An 18874-nucleotide genomic window follows, 5' to 3' on the forward strand; every position below is an offset into this window, starting at 1 on the left:
GGCATCGGGGCGTATAGCTCAGGCGGTTAGAGCGCTTCGCTGATAACGAAGAGGTCCCAGGTTCAAGTCCTGGTACGCCCACGGAACCTGTGCAGGTTTCAAACGGAGGTTTGGTCCGGATTCATCCGGCACCCGACCGGAACGGGGAGCATGTGAAGAAGTTGCTGGTAATCGCAGCGGCGATCGCAGGCTTCCTGGTCTTTCGGAAAGCACAGGAATCCGAAGCCCGGAAAACAGTCTGGAGCAAGTCAACCGACACGGTGGACTAGCTTGGACACCAGGTCCGGAAGCCGTCAAGGCCTCCCCGGTTCCTAGGGTATGATTGACGGGTTGCTTCTTATGGGGGCATGGCGCAATTGGTAGCGCACCTGCTTTGCAAGCAGGGGGTTCGGGGTTCGAGTCCCCGTGCCTCCACCATAAGAAAGTCCCGGTCAGCGGAAACGCCGGCCGGGATTTTTTGTTCTCCTTCCCCGCGGGGATGGCCTCAGGGGGTATTCAAATGAACTTTTTCTTCGCGGCCCTGGGAGTCCTCGGAGTCGCCTCATCGGGTCCCCTCATTGCCGCCACCCTGGGCGCCACCAGCGTCAGCGCCCTCGCGATCGCTTTTTGGCGCAATGCCATTGGTTCCGTGGTCATGGCCGGGCCAACGCTGGTCCGGGAACCCCGCCAGTTCGGCAGCATAACCGGCCGTGAGTTCCGTTGGTCCCTGCTGGCCGCCGTCGCCCTGGCACTGCACTTTGCCTGCTTCATTACCTCGCTGCAGCTGACTTCTGTTGCGGCCGCCACTGCCCTGGTGTGCCTGCAGTCCGGCTGGATTGCCATCTTCCAGCTCATCCGCGGAACCCGGCACCGCTGGCAGGTGCTGGCCGGCCTGGGCATTGCCTTTGGCGGCGTTGTGGCGATTACCGGCTTTGACATGGGAACCTCACCCCAGGCACTCACCGGAGACCTCCTGGCTATGGCCGGAGGTGCCCTGGCGGGGCTCTACACACTGGCAGGGGGCAAGGCGCGGCAGAGCATGACTACGGGGACGTACACCACGCTCTGTTACGGCATATGCGCGGTCCTTGTGGCGGTACTGGCACTGGCAGCCGGCCAGCCGCTGGCCGGGTTTGAGCCGGCAGGATGGCTTGGCATAGCGGCCATCACCCTCTGCGCGCAATTAGTGGGCCATACGGCGTTCAACCACCTGCTGGCCACCATGAGTCCGCTCGTCGTCTCGATGATCATCCTGCTGGAGATCCCGGGGGCTGCGTTGCTGGCCGCCGTCTTCCTGCATGAGACCCTTCCGGCGGGCACCTACGCCGGGCTGGGCCTCATCCTGGCGGGGCTCGCCGTCGTCGTCCTGGGACAACGGTCCGGGAGGGCCGGGGAGCGGCCGCTGCCGCCCGGGGAGGAACCGCCGCAGGGCCGTCCGCTGGCCGAACTGGGTACGGACTGACGGGAAGGCACCGGCTTTCGGCCGGCAAGGCCTATTGTCCGCCGCGGCGGACCGGCTGGGCCGTGTTGACGGTGTGGATGGCCCGCAGGAGCTTGGCCGGGAAATATACCGAAAAGAAGACCACCATGGGGGCCTTCAGCGCCATCTTCCGCACATTGTGGGCCTTGTAGGTCCGGTCGAAGCGGGTGACGTAGTAGCGGTAGTCCCGCGGAGAGTCCTCGAGCCGGCGGGCGGACATGCCGGACACCATCTGCGGCCAGTAGCGGACCGGCAGCTCGTGGTCGGCGAGGTGCAGGGACAAATCGATGTCCTCGTGCATCTCGTCCTTTTCGTCCCGGCAGGTCTCGGACCGGATGGTCTCCCAGGCACTGGCGCGCAGGGCCATGTTGGAGCCGAAAAGGAAGTGGTACTGGTGTTTGGCCAGCTTGAGCATGAGCTGGCGCATCTTGTCGTCCGCCTTGAGCCCGAAACGGCGCATGGGCATGTCGTAATACACCACAGGCCCGGTGGCGGCCTGGACGACGGGGTCCGCAAATGCCCTCTGCACTTGCTCCACCCAGTCGGGTTCGACGATGGAATCCGCGTCAATCCGCCCAAGGACATCTCCCGTGGCGTGATCGAGACCGAAGTTCCTGGTGGGGATCAGGCCCTGTTCCCGGTCCTGGCTGAGCAGGATGATGGGGCTCTCCGGGTATTCAAGCTGCATCTGGCTGACGATCGCGGCCGTGCGGTCGCTCGAGAGGTTGTCCACTACGATGATCTCGTGGGCCGGGACCGACTGGTAGATGGCAGCTATGAGGCACTGCCTGATGACGCTTTCCTCGTTGTACGCCGGGATAACAATGGACACGCGGAGCTGTTCGGCTGCGTCGTTCAAGGCATCCCCAGAGGATCGATCGGCTGACATCAGTTCAAATCTAGCATCGATGCAGTGTCCTGCCGCGGCCGGACAGAGGACACCGGATGCCGTACAGCGGAAGTCCCGGGGCCGGGCCGGAGGGCCTGCGCGGGCACGCACAAGGGGCCCCGTTCGAAAACGGAGCCCCTTGCATGTGGCGAAGGCTAGGCCTGGGTATTGCCCTTGGCATCGTTGCCGATGTTCGACGCAATGTTCTTGGTGGCCGTCTTAGCGTCGACTGCCGCGGTGGATGCATCATCCGCGGCGTCGTCGGCCACGTGCTTGGCCTTGTCAGCGGCGTCTGAAGCGTCGTCCTTGGCCGTGTCGGCGGCATCCGCTGCCTTGTCCGCGACGGCGGCCGTTGCGGAACCCGCGGCATCTGCAGCCTTACCGGCCGCGTCTGCCGTGTGTTCCTTGACCTCGCCGACAGTGGTGGCCGGGACCGGAGCAGGAGTGGGGGTGACGGGCGACGGAGTCTTCCAAGGGTCCTCCACGGGCTTGGAAGCCTTCCATGCGGCCACGCCCGCAGCCACTGCAGCGGCAATCACACCAAAGACCAGCCAGCCGCGCTTCTTCTTGGGCTCGGGCTGTGACAGTTGGATGCCCACGGTGCGACCGGCCTCGGTTGCGGCCGCCTTCAGCTGAGTGCCGGTAGCCTGTGCCTGTTCCTGGATGGCGTGCACGATTCCCGCGTCGCCGAGCTTCTGGGCGACGGCGTCGACGCGGGCGGGTGCGCCCTCAAGGGTGCGGTGCACGGCCTCCGACGCAACACCGATCTGGTCAGAGAGCTTGGGCAGGTAGTCCACCACTACCCGGTCACGGGCATTCAGGACCACCGGAGTGGCCTTGTCCAGGGCATCATGCAGCTTGGGCGATGCATTTTCCACGACGTCGTTGATCTTGGGGGCCAACTGGGCCAGCCCGTCCTGGATCCGGGGGGTCACTGTGGCAACACCGTCGGCCAGGTTGTGCGCTGCTGTCTTCAGGCCTTCCTGGATTTTGGGAGATGCGGTATCCAGGCTGTGCTGGAGCCGGGGAACAGCCCAGTCCACCGCTGCTTCCACGCGGGGGGCCGCCCAGTCCTTGGCATTTTCCACCGCACTGGTGACCGACTGCTCAAGGTCACGGGCAATACGATCCGATTTCTTCACAACTACCTCCCGATTAATGTGACGGTTCTGTCGCTAGCCTACGTGCCCGGACCACCCCGGGCTATTCACTCTGCGGATTTTAGGCCGATTTCACCCAGCGCGGAACTGCCGCCGCAGCCGTTGCCGCCCATACGGGACATGGAAGAATGAGGCTTATGACTGCCATCGCAACTGCAAAAGCAACCATCCACACCAGCCTCGGCGACATCGTAGTTAACCTCTTCGGCAACCACGCGCCCAAGACGGTCAAGAACTTCGTTGGACTTGCCACCGGCGAGCAGGCGTGGACCCACCCGGAATCCGGCGAGGACAAGACCGGCACTCCGCTGTACAACGGAACCATCTTCCACCGCATCATCAAGGACTTCATGGTCCAGGCCGGCGATCCGCTGGGCCGCGGAACCGGTGGGCCCGGCTACCGCTTTGATGACGAAATCCACCCGGAACTGAACTTCAACCAGCCCTACAAGCTCGCCATGGCCAATGCCGGCATCCAGATGGGCAAGGGCACCAACGGTTCACAGTTCTTCATCACCACCATTCCCACAGACTGGCTTCAGGGCAAGCACACCATCTTCGGTGAGGTGGCGGACGAGGAATCCAAAAAGGTCGTCGACGCTATCGAAGGCGTCCGCACCGGCATGGGTGACCGCCCCGTGGAGGATGTCACCATCAACAGCATCGACATCGAAAAGCTGTAACGCCACAGCATGAGTTACGGAATTCCGTCGGCTGAGCCGTCCGCGCAGGTTCCGGTCTGCCCCCGGCACCCGGACCGGCCCTCCTACGTGCGCTGCCAGCGCTGCGGCCGCCCGGCATGCCCGGACTGCCAGCGGGCGGCCGCCGTCGGATTCCAATGCGTTGACTGTGTCAACGAAACACGACGGACGACGCCGGAAGTACGGACGGTCTACGGCGGAGCCGTGGCCACCGGCAGGCCGATGGTGACGTTCGCCATCATTGCGGTTTGCGCGGTCCTTCAGGTCCTGCAGTTCCTCATCCCCAACGAGGGGGTCTACCGGGCCCTGGCCTTTGCGAATGTTTTCGCCGTTCCTAGGTTTGAGCAGTTCGAACCTTGGCGGATGCTGACAGCTGCTTTCCTGCATTCTCCAGATAATTTGCTGCACCTTTTCCTAAACATGTACACGCTTTGGATATTCGGGCAGGCGCTGGAGCCTGTGCTGGGGCGCCTACGATTCTTGGCCCTTTACCTGATTTCAGCGATCGGCGGGTCGGTAGGATACCTTCTGCTGGCACCGCTCATTACGCCAGGCCCGCAAAACGGGGTGGTGGGCGCGTCCGGAGCGATCTTCGGCCTCTTCGGCGCCATGCTCCTGGTCCAACGCCAGCGCGGAGGCGATACCCGCCAGCTCTGGGTGCTGATCGCCATTAATGGTGTCATCGGCTTCCTGGTCCCCCAGATCGCCTGGCAGGCGCACCTGGGTGGACTGATAACCGGCGGCCTCTGTGCAGCCGTCCTGGCCTACACCCCACGGGGAGCCCGGCAAGGCCTGATCCAGGCCGCAGGGCTCGCCGCCGTCGTGGTCCTGATTCTTGCCCTGGCGTGGGTGCGGGTCACCCTGTAGCTCCGCTCGATCCACCAGCAGACAAAATGCCCGGCACCTTTGGTGCCGGGCATTTTCGTTTTCCACAGGGCTTATCCACAGTGTTGGTAACTTACATGTATGTAGTTCAGATGCTGTTTCCTGTCCCTTGGCCTTGGATTTCCCTCACCGGGCCGGACACCCCCGAATTCTCCACACCTGTGGATAACCTGTGGGGATAGGGATGTGTGTAAGTGGATAAGCAGACGATTCTGGGCACTCCTGTGGATAATCGCCCGCGGAAGCGGCCCGGAGAGCCCGTATTTGGCGCTTCTTCACTACTTATTGACAGCCTTATGCACACTGTTAATAAGTAACAGCACTGTAGTTTCGTACCCGGAAACTGCGCTGAGAGTAGGTCAAACGGGCCGCCGCGGCCCGATTTCCACGCGGTTACCCACAGTTGTGGATAACTTGTGGGTATCCGGATGTTGTTAAGTGCATAAAGGGCCCCGCCAGTGCCTCCGACGCCTCTGCCTATGATGGTTTCTCGCCCAGCCGTTCTACCGAGAAGGACTCCCGTGAGCGTCACCGAGCACCTGTACCTGGATAAGCAGCACCCCGCCCTGTGGAGGGCGATCAGCGGCCTCGGACTGAAGGTGCAGGAAGCAGCGGAAGCCGCGGGATTGGGGACAGGCCTGCTGGAGCTCCTCAATGTGCGGATCTCCCAGATCAACGGCTGTGCCTACTGCCTGGACCTGCACGTACGGAAGGCCACTGAGGCTGGGGAAAGTTCACAGCGGCTCGCGGTGCTGCCGGCGTGGCGCGATACTGCCCTGTTCACGGACAAGGAACGGGCCGCGCTGGCATTGGTGGAAAGCATTACGGAACTCCCCGACCACGGGTCACGGGAAAGGGAAGAGGCACTTGCGCGGGAGTGCCTGACTGCAGACGAATTTTCCGCGGTGAGTTGGGTGGCGGTGACCATGAATGCCTTCAACAGGGTGTCCATCACCAGCCACCACCCTGTCCGGCGCAGCCGTCCCTAGCATCGGATACGTCCGGCACGGTAGTTATCCACAGGTATTCCACACTGTTAATAACCACATCTGCCGAGCAAATTTCCGCGATATTGGGCGTCGGGGCGGCACAGGCGGCCACGGGGGAAAGGAACCGGCCCGGTTATCCACACTGTTGATAACCTTCCCAACAGCTGGGGACAGGCCCGGAGCGGCCTGCGGCGCGCTAGTCGGTCCAGATTCCGGAGGAACCCCGCCGGTGGCTCGCCAGGAGGTGCGTATCCACTATTCCCACGGCTTCCATCAGGGCGAACATGGTGGTGGGGCCAACGAACGAGAAACCGCGCTTCCGCAGCGCCTTGGACAACGCAACCGATTCCTCCGACTGGGTAGGGATGTCCGCCGCCACGCGGGGGCGGGGAGTACTCACCGGGCGGAAACTCCACACAAAGTCCACCAGGCCGCCGTCGTTCCGAAGCTCCAGGGTGGCCCGGGCGTTCTTGATGGCGGCATGGATCTTCAACCGGTTCCTGATGATGCCGGGGTCCTGCAGAAGCCGTTCCACGTCCGCGTCGCCGAACAAGGCCACGGCGTCGGGATCGAAGCCGGCAAAGGCGGCACGGAAGGCGGGACGCTTGCGCAGGATGGTGGCCCAGGAGAGTCCTGCCTGGAACCCCTCCAGGCAGATACGTTCGTAGAGGCCTTGCTCGTCCGTGACGGGCAGCCCCCACTCCTGGTCGTAGTAGTCACGCATCAACGGGTCGGTGGAGGCCCACGCGGGCCGGGCCAGGCCGTCGCCGCCAATGATGACGCCCGCGGAATCGGGAGACAGTTGGATCCTCCTCGGAAGAAGCTTTGCTAACGCGTCAGGAACGCCAGCGGGTGGTCATCAGGAATCCCACGATGGCAATGCCGAAGCCTGCCACGATGTTCCACGACTGCCACGCCTGGACGGGGAAGCGTCCCTCACTGATATAGAACGTGATGATCCAAAAGAGGCCAATGATCATCAGGCCGAACATCACCGGTTTAAACCACACGGGGTTGGGCTTGTAGGCCTCGGTGGAAGCCGGCCGGGCGTCGGTGGCGGTCTTCTTGCGAGGTTTCGACTCGGGCACTGGCTCTCCTTGGCGGGCTGGGCAAGCTCGGCGGTCCGGGCTTGATATCCTGCAAGAAGGAAATTGCCAGCGGTCTGCGCGATCTTGGTCAAATCTGGATTCTTACTAGCAGCCAATTCTAGCCGCAGTTGATGGGCACCCGGTGCCCGGGGTGGACGCCCGGAGGAGAACGCGTGGTATTGCAGGAGAAGGCCGGGCCAGTGGCCCCGACCGCCCCCCGTGGCTCCCTGCTGCGTGGAACCATCCAGGTCATCGGCGAACTGCTGATCACCGCAGGCGTCATCCTCCTGCTCTTTGTGGCATGGCAACTGTGGTGGACCAACGTTGAATCCGACGCCAAACAGAGCCAGGTCATCAAGGAATTCGCCCAGGACCTGAATACCTCCGCGCCGTCCCCGGCAGCAACGGCACCAGCCGCGCTGCCGGCCGCCGGTGAAGACTTCGGAAAGCCCGTGGTGGGAACGGCGCCCGGCCACGCCGGCACGATCGGCATCATGTACATCCCCCGGTTCGGCGCCACCTACACCCGTCCGATCGTGCAGGGGACCAGCCAGGATGTGCTGGACACCCTTGGGCTTGGCCACTACAGCAACACGGCCATGCCCGGGGCCGTGGGCAATTTTGCCGTGGCAGGGCACCGACAGACGCACGGCGCGGTGCTGGACAACATCCACACGCTGGTGCCCGGCGACAAGATCTACGTCCAGACCAGGGACGGCTTCTATGTCTACGTTTTCCGGAACAACCAGATAGTCCTGCCCTCCCGCACCGACGTCCTGGAACCGGTGCCCACCCAGCCGGGCGTGGCACCGACGGAAAGTTACCTGACCATGACCAGCTGCAACCCCCGTTTCGGTGCCGAAGAACGCATCATCGCCTACGCCCTGCTGGACAGTTGGCGTCCGGCGTCCGCAGGGCCGCCCACTGAGATCGCGGCACAGGTTGCAGCCGCCACTGGAAAGGGCTGATTGTGTACGCCTGGATCTTCCGGCACCTCCCCGGCCCGCTCTGGCTGAGGATTGTCTTCTCGTTGGTACTGATCGCCATTGCCCTGGTATTGCTGGTCCAGTTCCTTTTCCCCTGGATGTCCCACTTCACCCAATTCACCGACTCGACGATTGGTTCCGCAGACCAGCCATGACCACAACCAAGATCCTCGTAGTGGATAACTATGACAGCTTCGTCTACACCCTGGTGGGCTACCTCCAGGAGCTCGGCGCCGAGACCACGGTGGTCCGGAACGACGACGTCACCCTGGCGGAGGCGATCGAACTCGCCGGCGCCAGGGACGGCGTCCTGGTCTCACCCGGACCCGGCAACCCCGCCGAGGCAGGCGTCTGCATCGAGCTGATCAAGTGGTGCGGTGAACACAGTGTTCCGATGTTCGGCGTGTGCCTGGGCCACCAGGCACTGGCGGAAGCGTTCGGCGGCACGGTGACCCACGCTCCGGAGCTGATGCACGGCAAGACTTCCCAGGTGGAGCACATTGGCACCAGCGTGTTCGCCGGCCTCCCCTCCCCCATTACGGCCACCCGCTACCACTCGCTGGCGGCGGTCCGGGAATCCATCCCCGATGTCCTGGAGGTTACGGCACAGACCGCTTCCGGCGTGATCATGGGATTGCAGCACAAGACCGCACCGCTCTGCGGCGTCCAGTTCCATCCCGAATCGGTCCTCACCGAGGGCGGGTACCAGATGCTCGGCAACTGGCTCGAGTCCTTGGGCATGAAGGGCGCCGCCGCGCGTGCGGCGAAGCTCAGCCCGCTCATCCAGCACTAGCGGGCACGCCAGGCGGCCTCAGCCTTTCTTGGTGGGCTTCGGGGTGGGCGTGTCGGTGGGGCTCGGCGTCGGAGACGGCGATGGCGCCGGGGCAGGAGCCTTCGCAACCACCACGGTGATGGTCTTTCCCTGATCGACGGCGGCGTTGACGGGGTCGCTTTGATCCGTCACCTTGCCCGGCTCCACCTGGGAGTTCTCCACCTCCACCACCAAGGGGACCAAGCCGATCCCCTTCAGCGCGGCCTCGGCTTCTTCGCGTGAAAGGCCCCGCAGTTCCGGAACCACTACCTTGCCTGTGGAAACCACCAGCTCGACGCTGGTGCCCACCCCGACGCTCTGCCCGGGGGCCGGGTTCGACGTAATGACAATCCCGGCGGGCACCGTGGCACTGTTGGCCGTGGTGGTTGACGGTGCACCCACCAGGCCCACCTGGCGAAGGATGTCCCGTGCGGCAGCCTCGGTCTTGCCCGGCAGGCTGTCCGGAATCTTCACCGAGCTGGGCCCATCGGAAACATTGAGGACCACTTCGGCACCCGGATCCATGGACGCCCCTGCCGAAGGATCGGTGCCGATGGCCGTTCCCTTGGCCACGGTATCGTTCTGCGACCGTGTGATCTTGGGACGCAGGTTCGCGTTGTACAGCGTCTGCAGCGCGGCACTTTCCGTCATGGCCGCCACCGAGGGAATCTGCACCTTGGCCACAGGTGCCGGCCGGTTGACCGTTTCGTAAAGCCAGAGGCCGGCTCCCGCCAGGACGAGCAGGGTGAAGATCACCAGGGTGGCAATCCACGCACGACGACGTGACTTCTGCCGCCGGCTTGGCTCGCGTTCCGGAGGGAGGCCAAGCGGAAGGGGCCCAGCCGCTGTGTGCGCGTCCGCCAGTTCTATCGGACCGGCGCTGCCGTCGTCGTACATGCCGGCCGCAGCCAGCCGTCCGGTGGGAGCATCATCCAGGAAGCTTGCGCCGGATGCAGCGAAAGCCTCGGTGCGCGGCTCCGAGTCCGGAACGTGGTCGTTGGGATCCGTGGGCGCCTCCGACGCCGCCACGGCCGGCACGGCTACGCCGGCCTTCGCGGCCCGCAAGGCACGCCGGAAGGCTGCGGCATCCTGGAACCTGTCATCGCGGTTCTTTTGCAGGGCCTTGGCGATGACCGTGTCCAGTGCCGGAGAAACGTCGGGGTTCAGGCTGCTGGGTGGCTCGGCAATCTCCCGAACGTGCTGGTAGGCGACGGATACCGGGCTGTCCCCGACGAACGGCGGCCGGGATGTCAGCATTTCATAGAGCAGGCACGCGGCGGAGTAGAGGTCGCTGCGGGCGTCGACGGTTTCGCCCCTGGCCTGCTCCGGAGAGAGGTATTGCGCGGTGCCGACCACCGCCTGGGTCTGGGTCATGGTGGCGGAGGAGTCAGCGATGGCCCGGGCGATGCCGAAGTCCATCACCTTCACCGAATTGGTAGCGGGGCAGTACATCACGTTGGCCGGTTTGATGTCCCGGTGCACGATCCCGGCCTTATGGCTGTATTCCAGGGCTCCGAGGACGCCCAGGCAGTAATCGATGGCGTGATCGATGGTCACTTCCTTGGCGCGGATCATATCGCGCAGGGTCTTGCCCTCAACGAATTCCATCACGATGTAGGGCACCCGCACGTCCTCGGCGGAGCCGTCGTGGACCAGGTGTTCACCGGTATCGAAGATGGCAACGATGGCCGGGTGGTTCAGGGCAGCCACCGCCTGGGCCTCGCGCTTGAACCGTGCCTGGAACTGGGGGTCCCTGGCCATGTCGGGGCGCAGCAGCTTGATGGCCACCGTCCTGCCGAGGCGGGTATCGGTTCCCCGGTAGACATCAGCCATGCCGCCGCGGCCAATGAGGCCGCCGAGCTCGTACCGGCCGCTCAGGACACGCCGGTTATCCACCGGCAGGTTGTCCTCCCGGTGCAACGGTGTGCGTGATGACTCATTCACTGGTGGTCCCGGCGGTCAGGGAACGCAGGTTGGGGGCGTTTGGCCGGCCGCGCAGGTTGGAAGCGGTGAGATGGGCGTCGGCCCAGCCACGGGCGAGGTGGTGGGCGCAGGCGTTGGTGCCGGCGTGGTGGGGGCCGGTTTCGGTGCCGCCGCGTAGATCACGGTAATGAGCGAACCCTTGGGAACTGTCCCGGTGGGGTTCAGCTCCAGGACAGTTCCCGGGGTTGCGGTGCTCTCCTGCGGCAGGACCGTCACTTGGAGGCCCAATCCTGCGAGGGAAGCCTGTACCTGCCGGTAATCCTTGCCCAGGTAGGCCGCGGGGATCACATTGACAGTGTCCTGGGTCGGCGTCGGTGTGGGGGTCGGTGTGCTGCGGGTCTGCGTAGGCGTGGCCGACGGGGTGGTGCGGGTGGGGGTGGCCGATCCGGACGGACTGCTGCTGGTGCTGGTGCTGGCGCCGGTCGTCGGGTTGCCGGCCGGGGAGAAGAGGCCCATCTGGTTCAGCAGGAAGCCCACCAGGGCGAACAGGAGCAGCAGGATCAAGGCGACCAAAGGCCAGGTCCATGGGCTGCGGCCCTTGCGCCGTGGTTCATCGGCGGGGCCGTCGTCGTACGTCTCCTCCTCCCGGTCCCAGTTCCGCTCTGCCGCCAGGGCGTTGGCACGGGCGAGCGGCCCCTGCGGGCCGTGCCCGCCTGCTGCCATCCCCGCCGCGGCACCGGCGGCGCCGGCACCCAGGACCGGCAACGCGGAGGTTGCGGTAGGAGCGGAATCCTGCGCACCGATCACGCCGGTGGGTGCCGTAGCGGTGTCCACCGGGGCCGTGATGGGTCCGGTTTCGGCATCGAACAGCAGCATGCCCGGTACGGCGGCGCGTGCTGCGTTGATGTCGCCGTTCCGGATGGCCTCCGCGGCTTCGGCCAGCTTGATGGCGTTGGCCGGGCGGTTCTTGGGATCCTTGGCCAACATGGACATCAGGAGTGCACGGACTGGGGTGGGCAGGGACTCCGGGAGCGGCGGCGGGGCGTCATTCACCTGGGCCAGGGCGATGGCGATCTGCGATTCACCGGAGAAGGGCCGGTGGCCGGTGAGGCACTCGTAACCGATGACGCCCAGCGAATAGATGTCGGACGAGCCGGTGGCGGTCTGTCCCGTGGCTTGCTCCGGCGCCAGGTACTGCGCTGTCCCCATGACCTGGCCCGTCTGGGTGAGGGGGACCTGGTCGGCGAGGCGGGCGATGCCGAAATCGGTGACCTTCACCCGGCCGTCGGGGGTGATCAGCAGGTTTCCGGGCTTGATGTCGCGGTGGACAAGTCCCTGGGCGTGGGCGACGGCCAAGGCCCGGGCGGTCTGGGCGATCATCGAGAGCGTACGGTCCGGTGAGAGCACCTGTTCGTGTTCGATGATGCTGCTCAGCGGCTGCCCCGGGACCAATTCCATGACCAGGTAGGCGGAGCCTTCCTCCTCGCCGTAGTCGAAGACGTTGGCGATGCCCACGTGGTTCAGCAGGGCCGTGTGCCGGGCCTCGGCGCGGAAGCGCTGCAGGAAGCCCGGGTCACCGGTGTATTCCTCCTTCAGCACCTTGATCGCGACGATGCGTCCCAGGACGAGGTCTTTGGCTTTCCAGACTTCCCCCATGCCGCCGATCGCGATCCGCGTGGTCAGCTGGAATCTGCCGCCGAGGGTGATTCCGGTTGTAGGCCTCACTTATTCAACACCGCCTCAAAAATCTTCTTCGCGTTGGGACTGGTCAGCTTTGCTCCCGCGTAGATGTCTACGCCTTCCATGACGATCGTGACGCTGACCTTCGGGTTGTCAGCAGGGGCAAACCCCGTGAACCACGAGTTGTTGGTTCCGTTTCCGAGTTCGGCGGTGCCGGTCTTGCCCGCGACCTGGACGCCGGGGACGGCAGCCGTCTTGGCGATACCGTCAGTAACTACGCTGGTCATCCACTCGGTGATCTGCTTCGCGATCTCCGGGGTGGTGGAAGTGCGCAGCTGCTGCGGCTGTGGTTCGTCGATGACGCGCAGGTCAGGGGAACGCAGGGTCTTGACGAGGCTGGGTGCCATTTGGACGCCGCCGTTGGCGATCGCGTTCGTCAGCATGTTGATCTGCAGGGGCGTGGCACGGACATCCTTCTGGCCGATGGCCGACTGGGCCAGACCCGGTGCATCCAGGTTGTCCGGGAATACGTTGCCCTGGGCGTGGCCCAGCTTCAGCTGGTCTCCGACGTCCTCGCCAAGCCCGAACTTCTTTGCCTGGTCGGCGATGGCGTTGCGGCCAAGGTCCAACGCAATGCTTGCGAACGGCGTGTTGCAGGACTGCTGCAGCGCGAACGCGAAGGTGGCCGTGTCCTTGGTGTAGCAGTTGCCGCCGGCGTAGTTGGGCAGCTTGTACTGGATGCCGTCAAACGGCATTTCGGCAGGGTTGGGCAGCACACTGTCCTTGTTGTACTTCCCCGAGGCAAGCGCCGCCGCCGTGTCCACGAGTTTGAAGACCGATCCGGGGGCGAGCAGCGCGCCGGTGGGGCCGCTGACGTTCTGGTTCAGGTTGATGCCCGGCACCTTGACCAGTTCGTTGATGTTGGTGCTTTCCGCAGTTGGATCCTGCGTGGCCACGAGGTTCGGGTTGTACGACGGTTTGGAGACCATGGCAAGGATGGCGCCGGTCTTGGGGTTGGTGACCACGATCGAGCCGCGCTGGCCGTCCGGGATGAGGCTGTAGGCCAACTGCTGGAGCTGCGGGTCGATGGTCAGTTCCACCGAAGCGCCCTTGGGCTGGTTTCCCAGGAAGAGCTGGCCCACGCGGTCCAGGAAGAGCTGGTCGGAGTTGCCGGCCAGTTCAGCTCCCATGGACTGCTCCAGCCCGGTGGCGCCGTAATTCTGGGAGAAGTACCCGGTCAGCCCCGCGTAGAGCTCGGGCTGGGGGTACGTGCGCTGGAATTTACAGGTTTCCGAGTTGCTCTCCACCGACTCCGCCACCGGAGTCCCGCCCACAATGATCGAACCCCGGTCATTGCAGTAGTTCTGGAGGATGGCGCGCTTGTTCCAGGGGTTGTCCTTGAGCTCGTCGGCGCCCACCACCTGAACGTAGCTGATAGCCCCGAAGATCAGGGCGAACATTGCGATGGCGGCAACCCATGAGTGCCGTATTGCCTGGTTCACGCGTGCTTCACCGCCTCGGTTGGAGTATCAATGCCTGTGGATTCCGATCCGGCCGACGGTGAAAGGGGAGTGGTGTCCACCGGGCCCCGGGCCGTATGCGAGATCATCAGGAGCAGCCCCACGATGATCCAGTTGGCCAGCAGCGACGAGCCACCGGCCGCCAGGAACGGCGTGGTGAGTCCGGTCAGCGGGATGAGCCGCGTGACGCCGCCGATCACCACGAAGCACTGGAGGGCCACAGCGAAGGACAGCCCGCAGGCCAGCAGCTTTCCAAAGGCGTCCCGGGTACCCAGGGCGGCCCGGAACCCGCGGGTGAACAGCAGCAGGTACATCAGGACCACCGCGAAGAGTCCGATCAGGCCCAGCTCTTCACCCAGGGAAGCAATGACCATGTCACTGTTGGCGAACGGAACCAGGTCAGGGCGGCCCTGCCCCAGGCCGGTACCCACCAGGCCGCCGTTCGCCATGCCGAAGAGGCCCTCCACGATCTGGAAGCTGCCGCCGTACTGGCGCCCGTAAACCTGGTCGGTGAAGGCATTGAGCCAGCCGTCGATTCGCAGGCCCACGTGCGAGAACACCTGTGAGGCGATGAGGCCGCCGCCCAGGAGCAGGGCTACGCCTATGACCACCCAGCTGATACGGCTGGTGGCCACGTAGATCATGACGATGAACAGGCCGAAGAAGAGGACCGAGGAACCGAGGTCGCTCTGGAAAACCAGCACGCCGATGCTTACCAGCCACGCGGCGACCATGGGACCGAGGTCCTTGAACCGCGGGAACTGCAGCGGCCCCACCTTGCGGCCTGCCAGCAGGATCAAGTCCCGGTTGGAGGAAAGATACCCGGCAAAGAAGATGGCGAGGGTGATCTTTGCGATTTCACCGGGCTGGAAGGTCATGGGACCAATCCGGATCCATACGCGGGCACCCAGGATCTCACCTGCGCTGATGCCCGGAATCAGGGGCAGCACCAGCAGGACGGCGCTGGCTGCCAGGGAAATGAAAGTGAACCGGCGCAGCACCCGGTGGTCCTTGAGGAACCAGATGACGGCGATGGCCACAGCCATGGCGATCAGCGTCCAGCGGAGCTGGTTGTTCCCGGTGTCGCCGCCGGGAGGGTCCAGGCGGTGGATCATGGCCAGGCCGAGGCCATTAAGGGCGACCACCAGTGGAAGTATTACCGGATCGGCATATTTAGCACGGAAGCGCAGGACGCCGTGAAAGGCCAGGGATGCTGCGGCCAGGAGGCTTGACTGGAACCAGAAATCGGAGTCGAAGGCCTTCTGCTGGTCCACGCCCACCATCATGTTGGCGCCGATGCCGACCGCCAGGGCCAGCAGCAGGAGCAGGAGTTCAACATTGCGGCGGGGCTTGGGGGCGGTGCTTACCTGGCTCATTTGGCCCCCTGGCAGGTGATGGTGGGTGTGGGTGAAGGTGACGGTGCCGTCGGTGCGGGAGCGGGGGTGCCCGATGCCGGCGGGGGAGCCGCACTGTCGGTGGGTGCGGGCGGCGTGGCGGACGCGGACGGCTTGGGGCATTCCTCCTCCGGTGAGGTGCTGCCTGTCAACTCCAGGTTCTTGACGATCCGTTGTGCGTCGTAGAGGTCGTTGGCCGGAACCGTCTGGCGTACGCGCTGCTGCGAGAAGGGCGGCAGGGAGTCCATCCGGATATCCGTCACGGCTTCAAGGGAGGACAGTTGGATGGGGCCCAACCGCTGGGAAACTCCGTTGTATATGGCCACCCGGGAGTCGAACTCGCCCACGTAGTAACGGGTTTGCGTCCAGGCGTAACCCAACCAGAGGCCAACCGCCACCACGACCACCACGGCGGCCGCAACGGACCACGCCACCCAGCGGCGGGGCCGAAGCGGGACAAGGGTGTCCGCTGTGTCGCTTGCCGGTTCGGCCTTGTGGGTGAGCAGCGTTGCTGCACGCCTTGCCACGGTGCGTCCGGCAACCGTGGGGATAGACCCGGATTCTGCGGCGGATGCGGCCGCGCCCACCAGGTCGTGCGGGCGGGAGGCGAGTTCTTCGCGCAGGACCTCGGCGGACAGGTGTTCGCCCAGGTGCGGGTCTGTGCCGTCAGGTTCAGTGGAGCTTGAGTCCGCGCCCGTGGCGTCGTCTGCGGATCGCGGGGCCGTGGGGGCCGTCCCGGCGTCGCCGGTACGGGCATCCGTTGGAGCGGGACCCTGCTCGGTATTGTCCGGAGCGGGAGTTGCCGGCTTGGCGCCGGTACCGGCGCCTGCCGCGGCAGCGGGCTTGCTGCCCGGCGGCGGCATGACGATGTCGACGGCGGCCGTGCTGACGTCGTCGGGCGTTTCCGGAACGATATCCAGGACCACCACGGTGACGTTGTCCGGGGAACCGGCCTCGAGGGTCAGGTCAACAAGGGTTTCGGCGCACTCGCGCAGGTCCTTGGTTTCCCGGACTGTCCGTTCCACGGCATGCCCTGCAACGTAGTTGAGCCCGTCCGAGCACAGCAGCCAGCGGTCGCCCTGCCGTGCTTCCAGGGTGTCCAGGTCAAGCTCGGGGCTGGCGTCAACGTCACCCAGGACGCGCATCAGGACGTTTTTGTGCGGGTGGGTTTCTGCTTCTTCAGGCCGGAGGCGGCCCTCGTCGATCAGCCTCTGGACAAAGGTGTGGTCCACGCTGATCTGCTTGAATTCGCCGTCGCGGAGCCGGTAGGCGCGCGAATCGCCAATGTGGGCGAAATGCAGTTTCCCCTGCGCCAACAAAAGGGCGGTGACGGTGGTGCCCATCCCCGCCAGTTTCGGGTTGATATGCACCAGTTCGGAGAGCAGGGAGTTCGCTGTCTGGATTTCGTCGGCGAGGATGGTGCCGGCATCGTCCCCGTGGTCCGGCCGGTCCAGGTGGATCATGTCCAGGACGGTGGCCGCGGAGGCAACGTCACCTCCCGCATGTCCGCCCATGCCATCGGCGACAACTGCCAGGTGGCGGCCCACGTAGGCGGAATCGTCATTCTTCGAGCGGATCCGGCCCACGTCGGAACGCGCTGCGTAGCGCATGATGAGGGGCCGCTCCGCCGGATCGGATCCGGGTGCGGGCTTTTCAGTGACGGCCACGGTTACGGCCTCAATTCAATGACCGTCTTGCCGATTCTCACGGGTACCCCTGGCTCAACCGGCAACGCACGGGTAAGTTGTTGGTCTCCCAGGTAAGTTCCGTTGGTGGATCCAAGATCCTCGATGAACCACCGGCTGCCCTGCGGGAAGAGCCTTGCATGGCGGCCGGAGGCATAATCATCCTCCAGGACCAGGGTGGCTTCCTGGGCACGTCCAAGCAGGATAGGGCTGGCAGCCAGGGGAAGCGTCTTGCCCTTGAGGGGGCCTTCCACCACCACCAGTTGCCTTGCCTGCTGCTTCACGGGCTGCTGCGGCGGCTCGGCCAGTTCCGGGTTCCGGCGCACCTGGCGTGCGGTGGGTGCCCCGGCCGCAGCTTTGCGGCCCACCATGAGGTCGCGGCGCATGGCCGAGACGATGCTGAAGATGAGCACCCAGAGGAGCAGCAGGAAGCCGAACCGCAGCGCGGTGATGGTGAGGTCGCTCATGCGCGGCCACCCGGGTTGGCAGGAAGCAGGCGGAAGATGATCTTTGTCCGTCCCATCGTGATGGTGGAGCCGTCCGTGAGTTCGGTGCTTCCGGAGACCCTCTGCCCGTTGACGTAGCTGCCGTTGGTGGATCCAAGGTCCACCGCATTCGTTACGCCGTTGGCCGTGCGGATTTCGAGGTGGCGGCGCGAGACCCCGGTGTCCTCGATATGGATGTCTGCCTCGGAGGACCGGCCCAGGATGATGGACGGTGCATTCAGCGAATAACGCTGGCCGTCGATATCGAGCACAGGCTGGAGCCTGGACGGCTGCCGGCTCGGTGCTGCCGGAACATTGGGCCGCGCCTGGGCTGGCGGTGAACCCGCGGAGCCCTGTGATTTTTCGGTTGAGGAGGCGATCTCGAAGTCACCGGCGCGAAGCCCGGCGTCCCGTCGAAAGGAAATCCGGACCGGCCCCTGGAGGATGTAGTCCTGGCTGCGGACATGGTTGATGACAACGTCGCAGAGTTCTTCGGCGAGGGGAGTGCCCCAGTCCTGCGCGCGCCGGAAATCGTCATCACTGAGCTGGACGTCAAAGACGTTGGGCGCCAGTGTGCGGCCGGCGGCCACGGTAAGGGCCTTGTGGTCCACTTCGCGGCGCAGCCTGCTGGCAATCTCCACGGGCTCAACTTGGGCTTTGGAACCGGTGGAGAAGACGCCGCGGACGGCCTTTTCAATGCCGCGTTCGACCTTGTCCAGCAGACCCATGGTTCTTCTCCTTTCCCCCCGGTTCCGGGGCAGTCGTTGTTCCTGACCAGCACCTGCAGCGCAGTGCACCGCATTGCGGCGTGCCCGCCGAAGGCAGTCACTCCTGTATCCGATACTACTGGCCAGCCCTGTGAATGACCTTAATCCACAACGGCCGGGCGCCTGCAAAAGTTCGTACTCACAACCGGGCGGCCCCGAAACCGCCCCGGCTTTGGGCGGCTTTACCGGCCGGTTTTCGATACGGTTTGGGCGTTGGCCTGAGGGGTCCCGGCATGGGGATGGCGGCTGCCGGGCGGCCAATTGGTAATTTGACGCATGTGTCCGTTATGCTTGATCTCGCTGCTTTTACGAGGTGCAGGTACGGGAAACCGGGCCGGCTGAGTAGAAGAAGTTGCGCGCGAGTGGCGGAACGGCAGACGCGCTGGCTTCAGGTGCCAGTGTCCGAAAGGGCGTGGGGGTTCAAATCCCCCCTCGCGCACGCAATTACTAGA

At 64.7% G+C, this 18874-nt stretch carries 19 protein-coding genes and 3 tRNA genes; 11 read left to right on the top strand and 11 right to left on the bottom strand.

What is annotated here, in order from left to right; translation table 11 throughout:
- Nucleotides 1–7 precede the first annotated feature (7 nt).
- The 4 genes from AB4Y79_RS04815 (at nt 8) to AB4Y79_RS04830 (ending at nt 1441) form a co-directional block, all read left to right on the top strand.
- A tRNA-Ile gene (locus tag AB4Y79_RS04815) sits at nt 8–81 on the top strand.
- 71 nt (nt 82–152) lie between these two features.
- Nucleotides 153–269, top strand: coding sequence for a DLW-39 family protein (locus AB4Y79_RS04820; protein WP_441859236.1), 117 nt, complete (start codon nt 153–155; stop codon nt 267–269).
- Between the two features lie 72 nt (nt 270–341).
- Nucleotides 342–417 (top strand) — tRNA-Ala (locus AB4Y79_RS04825).
- An 82-nt stretch (nt 418–499) separates the two neighbouring features.
- On the top strand, nt 500–1441 hold the full coding sequence (locus tag AB4Y79_RS04830; protein ID WP_441859239.1) for a DMT family transporter: 942 nt from the start codon (nt 500–502) through the stop codon (nt 1439–1441).
- A 31-nt stretch (nt 1442–1472) separates the two neighbouring features.
- On the opposite strand, the gene AB4Y79_RS04835 is transcribed toward AB4Y79_RS04830, so the two are convergent.
- Nucleotides 1473–2348 (bottom strand): glycosyltransferase, encoded by an 876-nt coding sequence (locus AB4Y79_RS04835; RefSeq protein WP_441859242.1) that lies wholly within the window; start codon nt 2346–2348, stop codon nt 1473–1475.
- Between the two features lie 155 nt (nt 2349–2503).
- Nucleotides 2504–3490: a hypothetical protein gene (locus tag AB4Y79_RS04840; RefSeq protein WP_441859245.1), complete on the bottom strand. Its 987-nt coding sequence runs from the start codon at nt 3488–3490 to the stop codon at nt 2504–2506.
- 155 nt (nt 3491–3645) lie between these two features.
- Here AB4Y79_RS04840 and AB4Y79_RS04845 point away from each other — a divergent pair, with 155 nt between their 5' ends.
- From AB4Y79_RS04845 to AB4Y79_RS04855, 3 genes are all read left to right on the top strand, one after another.
- Nucleotides 3646–4191, top strand: a complete 546-nt coding sequence (locus AB4Y79_RS04845; protein WP_308929221.1) for a peptidylprolyl isomerase — start codon at nt 3646–3648, stop codon at nt 4189–4191.
- Between the two features lie 9 nt (nt 4192–4200).
- A complete protein-coding gene (locus tag AB4Y79_RS04850; RefSeq protein WP_441859247.1) occupies nt 4201–5076 on the top strand; it encodes a rhomboid family intramembrane serine protease in 876 nt (291 codons plus the stop codon).
- A gap of 539 nt (nt 5077–5615) precedes the next feature.
- Nucleotides 5616–6083, top strand: coding sequence for a carboxymuconolactone decarboxylase family protein (locus AB4Y79_RS04855; protein ID WP_441859248.1), 468 nt, complete (start codon nt 5616–5618; stop codon nt 6081–6083).
- A gap of 196 nt (nt 6084–6279) precedes the next feature.
- On the opposite strand, the gene AB4Y79_RS04860 is transcribed toward AB4Y79_RS04855, so the two are convergent.
- On the bottom strand, nt 6280–6885 hold the full coding sequence (locus AB4Y79_RS04860) for a DNA-3-methyladenine glycosylase I (RefSeq protein WP_441859510.1): 606 nt from the start codon (nt 6883–6885) through the stop codon (nt 6280–6282).
- A gap of 34 nt (nt 6886–6919) precedes the next feature.
- Complete coding sequence (locus AB4Y79_RS04865) at nt 6920–7171, bottom strand: cell division protein CrgA (protein ID WP_441859251.1); 252 nt, start codon at nt 7169–7171, stop codon at nt 6920–6922.
- 173 nt (nt 7172–7344) lie between these two features.
- Here AB4Y79_RS04865 and AB4Y79_RS04870 point away from each other — a divergent pair, with 173 nt between their 5' ends.
- Genes AB4Y79_RS04870 through AB4Y79_RS04880 form a run of 3 tightly spaced genes read left to right on the top strand, consistent with a single transcriptional unit; the run spans nt 7345 to nt 8950 of the window.
- A complete protein-coding gene (locus tag AB4Y79_RS04870; protein ID WP_441859254.1) occupies nt 7345–8139 on the top strand; it encodes a class E sortase in 795 nt (264 codons plus the stop codon).
- Between the two features lie 2 nt (nt 8140–8141).
- On the top strand, nt 8142–8312 hold the full coding sequence (locus AB4Y79_RS04875; RefSeq protein ID WP_308929216.1) for a hypothetical protein: 171 nt from the start codon (nt 8142–8144) through the stop codon (nt 8310–8312).
- The gene (locus tag AB4Y79_RS04880; RefSeq protein ID WP_441859256.1) at nt 8309–8950 is read left to right on the top strand and encodes an aminodeoxychorismate/anthranilate synthase component II; all 642 of its coding nucleotides are present in this window, start codon (nt 8309–8311) and stop codon (nt 8948–8950) included. Before AB4Y79_RS04875 ends, AB4Y79_RS04880 begins: the two co-directional genes overlap by 4 nt.
- Nucleotides 8951–8968: 18 nt before the next feature.
- Here AB4Y79_RS04880 and pknB read toward each other — a convergent pair whose 3' ends face one another.
- From pknB to AB4Y79_RS04915, 7 genes are read right to left on the bottom strand one after another with little or no spacing between them, the layout of a single operon-like run.
- On the bottom strand, nt 8969–10912 hold the full coding sequence (gene pknB / locus AB4Y79_RS04885; RefSeq protein ID WP_441859259.1) for a Stk1 family PASTA domain-containing Ser/Thr kinase: 1944 nt from the start codon (nt 10910–10912) through the stop codon (nt 8969–8971).
- 15 nt (nt 10913–10927) lie between these two features.
- Nucleotides 10928–12616, bottom strand: a complete 1689-nt coding sequence (locus tag AB4Y79_RS04890) for a protein kinase domain-containing protein (protein ID WP_441859261.1) — start codon at nt 12614–12616, stop codon at nt 10928–10930.
- Nucleotides 12613–14073 (bottom strand): peptidoglycan D,D-transpeptidase FtsI family protein, encoded by a 1461-nt coding sequence (locus tag AB4Y79_RS04895; RefSeq protein ID WP_441859264.1) that lies wholly within the window; start codon nt 14071–14073, stop codon nt 12613–12615. The genes AB4Y79_RS04890 and AB4Y79_RS04895 overlap by 4 nt, the downstream gene beginning before the upstream one ends.
- The gene (locus tag AB4Y79_RS04900) at nt 14070–15467 is read right to left on the bottom strand and encodes an FtsW/RodA/SpoVE family cell cycle protein (protein WP_441859267.1); all 1398 of its coding nucleotides are present in this window, start codon (nt 15465–15467) and stop codon (nt 14070–14072) included. Before AB4Y79_RS04900 ends, AB4Y79_RS04895 begins: the two co-directional genes overlap by 4 nt.
- Nucleotides 15464–17152, bottom strand: a complete 1689-nt coding sequence (locus AB4Y79_RS04905) for a PP2C family protein-serine/threonine phosphatase (protein WP_441859269.1) — start codon at nt 17150–17152, stop codon at nt 15464–15466. The genes AB4Y79_RS04900 and AB4Y79_RS04905 overlap by 4 nt, the downstream gene beginning before the upstream one ends.
- A gap of 2 nt (nt 17153–17154) precedes the next feature.
- Nucleotides 17155–17637, bottom strand: coding sequence for an FHA domain-containing protein FhaB/FipA (locus AB4Y79_RS04910; protein ID WP_285243413.1), 483 nt, complete (start codon nt 17635–17637; stop codon nt 17155–17157).
- Nucleotides 17634–18383, bottom strand: a complete 750-nt coding sequence (locus AB4Y79_RS04915) for an FhaA domain-containing protein (protein ID WP_441859272.1) — start codon at nt 18381–18383, stop codon at nt 17634–17636. Before AB4Y79_RS04915 ends, AB4Y79_RS04910 begins: the two co-directional genes overlap by 4 nt.
- A gap of 395 nt (nt 18384–18778) precedes the next feature.
- Between AB4Y79_RS04915 and AB4Y79_RS04920 the strand changes: the two genes are divergently transcribed.
- Nucleotides 18779–18861, top strand: a tRNA-Leu gene (locus AB4Y79_RS04920).
- Nucleotides 18862–18874 lie beyond the last annotated feature (13 nt).

It is taken from the genome of Pseudarthrobacter sp. YAF2, assembly GCF_052113345.1.
Taxonomy (GTDB): Bacteria; Actinomycetota; Actinomycetes; order Actinomycetales; family Micrococcaceae; genus Arthrobacter.

Coding starts and splice junctions, on each gene's coding strand:
- AB4Y79_RS04830 (WP_441859239.1), top strand. CDS start 500: ATGAACTTTTTCTTCGCGGCCCTGGGAGTCCTCGGAGTCGCCTCATCG.
- AB4Y79_RS04835 (WP_441859242.1), bottom strand. CDS start 2,348: ATGTCAGCCGATCGATCCTCTGGGGATGCCTTGAACGACGCAGCCGAA.
- AB4Y79_RS04845 (WP_308929221.1), top strand. CDS start 3,646: ATGACTGCCATCGCAACTGCAAAAGCAACCATCCACACCAGCCTCGGC.
- AB4Y79_RS04850 (WP_441859247.1), top strand. CDS start 4,201: ATGAGTTACGGAATTCCGTCGGCTGAGCCGTCCGCGCAGGTTCCGGTC.
- AB4Y79_RS04880 (WP_441859256.1), top strand. CDS start 8,309: ATGACCACAACCAAGATCCTCGTAGTGGATAACTATGACAGCTTCGTC.
- AB4Y79_RS04900 (WP_441859267.1), bottom strand. CDS start 15,467: ATGAGCCAGGTAAGCACCGCCCCCAAGCCCCGCCGCAATGTTGAACTC.
- AB4Y79_RS04910 (WP_285243413.1), bottom strand. CDS start 17,637: ATGAGCGACCTCACCATCACCGCGCTGCGGTTCGGCTTCCTGCTGCTC.
- AB4Y79_RS04915 (WP_441859272.1), bottom strand. CDS start 18,383: ATGGGTCTGCTGGACAAGGTCGAACGCGGCATTGAAAAGGCCGTCCGC.